The 6492-nt window shown below is 73.4% G+C and carries 5 protein-coding genes; 4 read left to right on the forward strand and 1 reads right to left on the reverse strand.

What is annotated here, in order from left to right; all coding sequences use genetic code 11:
- Nucleotides 1–93 precede the first annotated feature (93 nt).
- Both ACF089_RS09490 and ACF089_RS09495 read left to right on the forward strand, forming a co-directional pair.
- Nucleotides 94–579, forward strand: coding sequence for a ribose-5-phosphate isomerase (locus ACF089_RS09490; protein WP_392024096.1), 486 nt, complete (start codon nt 94–96; stop codon nt 577–579).
- Nucleotides 580–1252: 673 nt separating this feature from the next.
- The gene (locus ACF089_RS09495; RefSeq protein WP_392024097.1) at nt 1253–2074 is read left to right on the forward strand and encodes an Fpg/Nei family DNA glycosylase; all 822 of its coding nucleotides are present in this window, start codon (nt 1253–1255) and stop codon (nt 2072–2074) included.
- Between the two features lie 24 nt (nt 2075–2098).
- On the opposite strand, the gene ACF089_RS09500 is transcribed toward ACF089_RS09495, so the two are convergent.
- Nucleotides 2099–3328, reverse strand: coding sequence for a GNAT family N-acetyltransferase (locus ACF089_RS09500; protein WP_392024100.1), 1230 nt, complete (start codon nt 3326–3328; stop codon nt 2099–2101).
- A 150-nt stretch (nt 3329–3478) separates the two neighbouring features.
- On the opposite strand from ACF089_RS09500, the gene ACF089_RS09505 reads away from it, so the two are divergent.
- Nucleotides 3479–4774 carry an SUKH-4 family immunity protein gene (locus tag ACF089_RS09505; protein WP_392024102.1) on the forward strand — a complete coding sequence of 432 codons (1296 nt, stop codon included), beginning with the start codon at nt 3479–3481 and terminating at the stop codon, nt 4772–4774.
- A 202-nt stretch (nt 4775–4976) separates the two neighbouring features.
- Nucleotides 4977–6122: a PP2C family protein-serine/threonine phosphatase gene (locus tag ACF089_RS09510; protein WP_392024104.1), complete on the forward strand. Its 1146-nt coding sequence runs from the start codon at nt 4977–4979 to the stop codon at nt 6120–6122.
- Nucleotides 6123–6492: the final 370 nt, after the last annotated feature.

Consider the following 6492-nt stretch of genomic DNA (forward strand, 5'->3'; position numbering starts at 1 on the left):
GGTATTCCTTAGGTTGGGAAACCGGATGATCGGCAGAGAAGGTGCTGACCCCGCTGACGGTTACCCGGCTCCTCGCGTGCCACACTCGTGAGCATGCGCGTGTACCTCGGTTCCGACCATGCCGGATACGAACTCAAGAACCACCTCGTCGAGTGGCTCACGGCTCAAGGCCACGACCCCGTCGACTGTGGTCCTCACATCTACGACGCCCAGGACGACTACCCGCCCTTCTGCCTCCGCGCGGCCGAGCGGACGGCGGCGGACCCGCAGAGCCTCGGCATCGTGATCGGCGGCTCGGGCAACGGCGAGCAGATCGCCGCCAACAAGGTCAAGGGCGTCCGCGCGGCGCTGGCGTGGAGCGAGCAGACGGCCGCGCTCGGCCGGGAGCACAACAACGCCAACGTGGTGGCCATCGGCGGCCGTATGCACTCGGTCGAGGAGTCCACCAAGTTCGTGGAGATCTTCCTCGCCACCCCGTACTCCGGCGAGGAGCGCCACACCCGCCGCATCGAAATGCTCACCGCCTACGAATCCACCGGCGCCCTCCCCCCCATCCCCCCTCACCACCCCCAGCCCTGACCGCCCCGCCACCGCTCGGGCAGCCCCCGCTGCTGCCCGGGCGGCCGGGCGTGGAGTCCGGCAGGACTCCTGACCCGCTGGGGCCGGAGCAGGACCAGCACCACTCCCCACCGGGACGGGAGCAAGCTCGCCTCCGCCGCCGGACGGGGTGCGGAGCGACACCAGCCTCGGACGGACAGCGAAACCGGCCTTGCCTCTTCGCCGGGTGAGGGAGCAATCTCAGCCTTGCCTTTTCGCCGGGCGGGGGCGCGATCTCAGCCTCGGACGGGCAGCAATCTCGGCCTCGCCTTTTCACCGGGCGGGGAGCAATCTCAGCCTCGCCTTTTCACCGGGCGGGCAGCAATCTCAGCCTTGCCTCTTCACCGGGCGGGGAGCGATCTCGGCCTCGCCTTTTCACCGGGCGGGCAGCAATCTCAGCCTTGCCTCTTCACCGAGCGGGGAGCAATCTCGGCCTCGCCTCTTCACCGAGCGGGGGTTCAATCTCAGCCTCGCCGGCGTTTGAGGCGCGGGGTTCGGGGCGGAGCCCCGACAAGGGCCCGGAACCGAACCGCCCCCGCGCCCCGGGCACCTGAGACCCCGGCGACCTCAGCAAACCCAGCCCCGCCGGCGTTTGAGGCGCCGCCCCCGGGGACGGCCCCCCGACAGAGCCCCCCCGCAGCCCCGAGGACCACCCTTGCCCGAAGGCCACACCCTCCACCGCCTCGCCGCCGACCACCGCACCCACTTCCTCACCCACCCCCACCCCCACCCTCTCCGCGTCAGCAGCCCGCAGGGCAAGTTCTCCGCCTCCGCCGCCCTCCTCGACGGCCACCCCCTCACCGAGGCCGAGGCCCACGGCAAACACCTCTTCCTCGGCTTCGGCCCCCACGGCTGGATCCACATCCACCTCGGCCTCTTCGGCAAGGTGAACTTCGGACCCGCCCCCGCGCCCCCGCCCACCGACACCGTCCGCCTCCGCCTCGCGGGCGCCGACGCGTACGTCGACCTCCGCGGCCCCACCACCTGCGCCCTGATCACCGACGCCGAGAAGGACGCCGTCCACGACCGCCTGGGCCCCGACCCGCTGCGCGCGGGCGACGACCCCGACCGCGTCTGGACCAGGATCTCCCGCTCCCGTACGACGATCGCCGCCCTGCTCATGGACCAGAAGGTCATCGCGGGCGTGGGCAACGTCTACCGCGCGGAGGTCCTCTTCCGGCACGGCGTCGACCCGTACCGCGCGGGCAGGGACGTCACCCGCGCCGAGTGGGACGCCATCTGGGCCGATCTGGCGGCGCTCATGCGCGAGGGCGTACGCCTCAACCGCATCGACACCGTCCGGCCGGAGCACACCCCCGAGGCGATGGGCCGCGAACCGAGGGTCGACGACCACGGCGGCGAGGTCTACGTCTACCGCCGGGCCCGTCTCCCCTGTCTCGTCTGCGGCTCCGAGATCCGTACGGCCGGTCTCGCCGCCCGCAATCTCTTCTGGTGCCCGGGCTGCCAGCACCGCTGACCGCCCGGCCGCCGCGTCCCGCCGCTAGAAGTTGTGCGGCCCCCAGGGCGCGACCTCGCCGCCGAACGCGAGCGACGTCCGCGCCAGCGCGCCCGGCGCGATCTCCCGTACCCGCCCCGCGTCGGCGAGTTCCCGCAGCGTGACGCCGCCCAGATACGCCGAGCCCAGCTCCCGTACGGAGAGCGCGAGATCGGCCGCGTCCGAGGTGCGCTCGCAGACGGCCCCCTCGGCGTCCGCGCTCAGCCGCCAGCGCCCGGCGTTCCAGGGACAGAAGGCGTCCTCGACGTCGAGCACCACATCCACCGGGGCGCGGTAGCCCCGCGCCGCGAGCGCCGCGCCGACCTCCACCGGGCGTACGTAGAGCCCGTCCCACTGCCGCAGCGAGCAGCGCCGTACGTCCGAGACGAGATGCTGCCAGCCGTCGTCCACCGGCCGGTTGGGCATATTGACCGTCGAGGTGAGGTCGATGCCGAACAGGAACCGCGCCAGCGCCGCGTGCGCCGGGGCCCCGACCGCCTGGAGGTCCTGCACCGTGACCGTGCCGTTCGCCCCGCTGTCGTCCCACGAGGGGTGGAGGCGGTAGAGCGCGTAGCCGACGGCCTCCCCGTCCCGCTCGGCGAGCACGCACTGCAGAGGCGATCCGCCGCCCTGGTCGGCGGGGGTGTCGAGGATCTGGAGCCGGTCCCAGTCGGGCAGCCGGACGATCATCCCGGGCCGGCCGGCGAGCTGCCGGGCGTAGATCGCCTCCAGGTCGGCGAGCGCCTCGTCCGGCTTGGCCCTGCGCAGCCGGATCCCGTCCGTGCCCTCCGGTACGGCGAGGCTCACCCGGCCGGTGTCGATGCTCGCCTTGAGCTGGCGGGTCGCCATTCCGTAGCCGAACCGGCCGTAGATCACGGGCTCGGACGCCCAGAGCACGGCGAGCGGCTCGCCCCGCTCCCGTATGTCGTCGAGCTGGCGGCGCATCATCGAGGTGAGGATTCCGCGCCGTCGGTGGGTCGCGGCCACGCTGACCCCGGACACGCCCGCCATCGGGGCCGTCGTCCCGCCCGGCACGCTCACCCGGAAGGGGAACGAGCCGGCCGTGCCCACGCACTCCGCGCCGTCCCAGGCGCCGATGAGCCGGTCGAAGTGGGTGATGGTGCGCATCATCTCGGTGTGCTCGGGGGCGCCCGCGACGCCGCCGAAGGCCAGGACCACATTGCCGTACCACTTGTCCCACTCGGAGGGTTTCAGCACACGCAGCTCAGTCGTCATACGCCATCCCTACCAGGGGCGACGGCTTGAGGGCGATCCATATACGGCGGTGGCGGGCGGAGCCGTCCGTTGTCAGTGGCGGGTTCTACGGTGGAGACCGCAGGGCCTGGACCGGGCACGGCGTACGGCATCCACGGGGGGACGGCGGACATGACGGGTACGGCGGCGAGTACGGCGGCGGGCACGGCGGGCACGGCGGGCACGGCGGCGGGGGCGCCCCGGGGGAGGGCCCTGGTCACCGTGCCCGCGGCGCGGCTCCATCCGGCGATCGTCCACGACGCCACCCGGAAGCGGCTCACGGAGCGGGGACTCCCCGCCGGGCCCGGCCTGATGCGCTTCGACCCGCTGCTCGCGTCCCGCGCGGTGACGGTGCCCGAGCTGCTGGACGCGGAGGCGGACCCGGCGGACCTCGACGCGTACATCGCGGGGCTGGTGGTCGTCGGCCGGCTCACCGCCGCCGACGAGGATCCCGGCACGGAAGCGCCCGGCCCGGACGGCGGCGGCGGGTACGAGGACGAGCACCTGGACCGGGTGGTGCTCGACGGCGTCACGGGCCGGGTCTTCACCCTCTATCTGTACGAGGAGCACCCGGAGGACGCCGAGCTGCTCCCCCTCGCCCCGTCGCTCGCCGCGCTGGCACGGCTGCTCGCCGCCGCCGAGGAGCTGGGCGTACGCAGGGGGGCGGCCGGACCCGACGCGGTGGCGGACGCCTCGGCCCGGTTCCTCCGCGCCGTCGGGGAGGAGGAGTGGGCGGGGGAGTGGGGCCCGGCGGGGGAGGCCGCCCAGTGGGACGATCCGGTGCCCGCGTTCTGGCGCGTCACCGCGCTGATCCGGCCGCTGGCCCTGATCGCCGCACCGGGCGGCGGCCTGCTGATGGATCTGCCCGCGGCGGTGCTGGAGGCGGAGTTCGGGGCCGGGGCCATGGTCCGCGCCGATCCGGCGCGGCTGCCCGCCGCCCTGGAGCACGGCCCGACCCGGCGCTTCCTCACCGGCCCGGGCCTCCCCGCCGACAGCCCTCTGTTCCGGCTCGCCGGCCCGGACGACCTGCTGCTCCCCGCCCCGGGGGACCGGGAGCCGTCCGCCGGAGCCGGACGCACGGCCGTGGACGCCGGACGACCGCTCCACCTGGGCTTCCTGATCGAGGACAACGAGGTCGTGATCGACGGGCGGACGGGCGAGGTCCATCTCCTCCTCCCCGGCGAGGACCGGCTCACCCCGCTGAACGGGGATGTGTCCGCCCTGGCGTTCACCCTCTGGACCCACCACCGGGAGCGGACGCTCGACCAGGACCACGGCTTCGCCGAGGAGGCGTACGAACAGCTCGCCGACGCCATGGAACGGACGCTCGCCTCCGTCGACCCGGTCGCCTGCCGTCCCACCGGAGAGCCCGACGACTGGCGGCCCTGGCCGGAGCTGTTCCACGACGAGGCGGGCGGAGTGCTCTGACCTCCGGGGGCGGGCGGACACGTCCGCCGGCCCCCCGCTCCCCCCTGCCGAGAGCCTCCGGGGGCGGGACTCAGCGCGCGTAGAGCTGCTGTCATATGCCATGACTATCCAGCGTCACAGCGGCAGAGCCACCCGATTTCCCACACAATGTCACAGGGGTCCCCTGCACGAATGGCCGATGGATCGATAAGGTCACACGACAATGGCTCATGGTGTCGGAGTGGATTCGTTGAGGGCCCGGTTGCGGAAGGCGGTGCACCGGGTGCGCGTCGCGCTGCGCAAATCCGCCGTCGACTACTTCCGGGGCGACGGCTCCGACACACTCGCCCTCGCCGGTCTCCTGCTGACCGTCCCGGCCTTCACCTGGGGCACCACCGAGATCCCCGAGTGGATCTCGCCCGCCGCCCTCGTCCTGCCGATCGTGGCGGGCGCGCTGCTGCTGCGCCCCGCGAGCCTGCTCGGGCTGTACGCGGCGTGCGCGGCCGGGCTCATCGTGGAGACCTCCGTCCTCGGCCCCTACACCGAGGGCCCGGCCACCGTCACCCCCGGCACCGTGCTCGTGGTCGCCGCCGCCGGATTCTTCGGACTGCTCATCGCACAGTTCCGGGCCCGTGTCGGAGTCCCCTGGCGGCGCGGCGGCACCATGCTCTTCGACCTGCGCGAACGCATCCGGGTCCAGAGCGCCCTGCCGCGCCTCCCCACGGGCTGGCACCGGGAGATGGCGCTGCGCCCGGCGGGCGGCCAGTCGTTCTCCGGCGACTTCGTGGTCGCGGCCCGTACCAACGGGGGCCGCACCCTGGAGATCGTCCTCACCGACGTCTCCGGCAAGGGCATGGACGCGGCCTCCCGCGCCCTGCTGCTGTCGGGCGCGTTCGGCGGACTCCTCGGCTCCCTGCCGCCGCACCGCTTTCTGCACGCGGCCAACGGCTATCTGCTCCGCCAGGACTGGGACGAGGGCTTCGCCACCTCGATCCATCTCGTACTGGACCTGGAGTCCGGCGACTACGAGCTGTTCTCGGCGGGGCACCTCCCCGCCCTCCAGCTCAGCGCCGGCACCGGCCGCTGGGAGGAGATGAGCGGGGAGGGACCGCTCCTCGGCGTCTACGACGGGGCCCAGTTCGACCCGGTGAAGGGCTCGCTGCGCCCCGGCGACGTCCTGATGCTCTTCACCGACGGCCTGGTCGAGTCCCCGGACCGGGACCTCAGCGAAGGTATGGACCGGCTCACCGGCGAGGCCGACCGCTATGTCACGGCGGGATTCGAGGGGGCCGCCTGGCATCTCATCGAGGCAGTCGCCAAGGACGTCAACGACGACCGCGCCCTCCTCATCCTCTGCCGCGAGGCCTGACCCCACCCCCGAACCCAACGCCCGCGTACGCCCCCGGGCCCGTGTCCTCCGTTCCGGTGCGGCAAACCCAGCCCGCCCGGCGTTTGAGGACGGCCCTGGCCCCCGGTTTCCCCCAGCGAATCGGACCGCTGCACCGGGGCTCCGCCCCGTGCCCGCGCGCCTCAATTGCCGGCGGGGCTGGGTGTGCTGTGTCGGGGTTCTGCCCGGGGCCCGGTGTTTCGAAGGCCGGTGGGGCTGTGGCATTTCAGCCCGTCCGGCGTTTGAGGACGGCCCCGGGCTCCGGTTTCCCGCAGTGAATCGGACCGTTGCACCGGGGCTCCGCCTCGCCCCCGCGCGCCTCAATCGCCGGCGGGGCTGGGTGTGCTGTGCC

This window comes from Streptomyces sp. NPDC014894 (assembly GCF_043080985.1).
GTDB lineage: Bacteria > Actinomycetota > Actinomycetes > Streptomycetales > Streptomycetaceae > Streptomyces.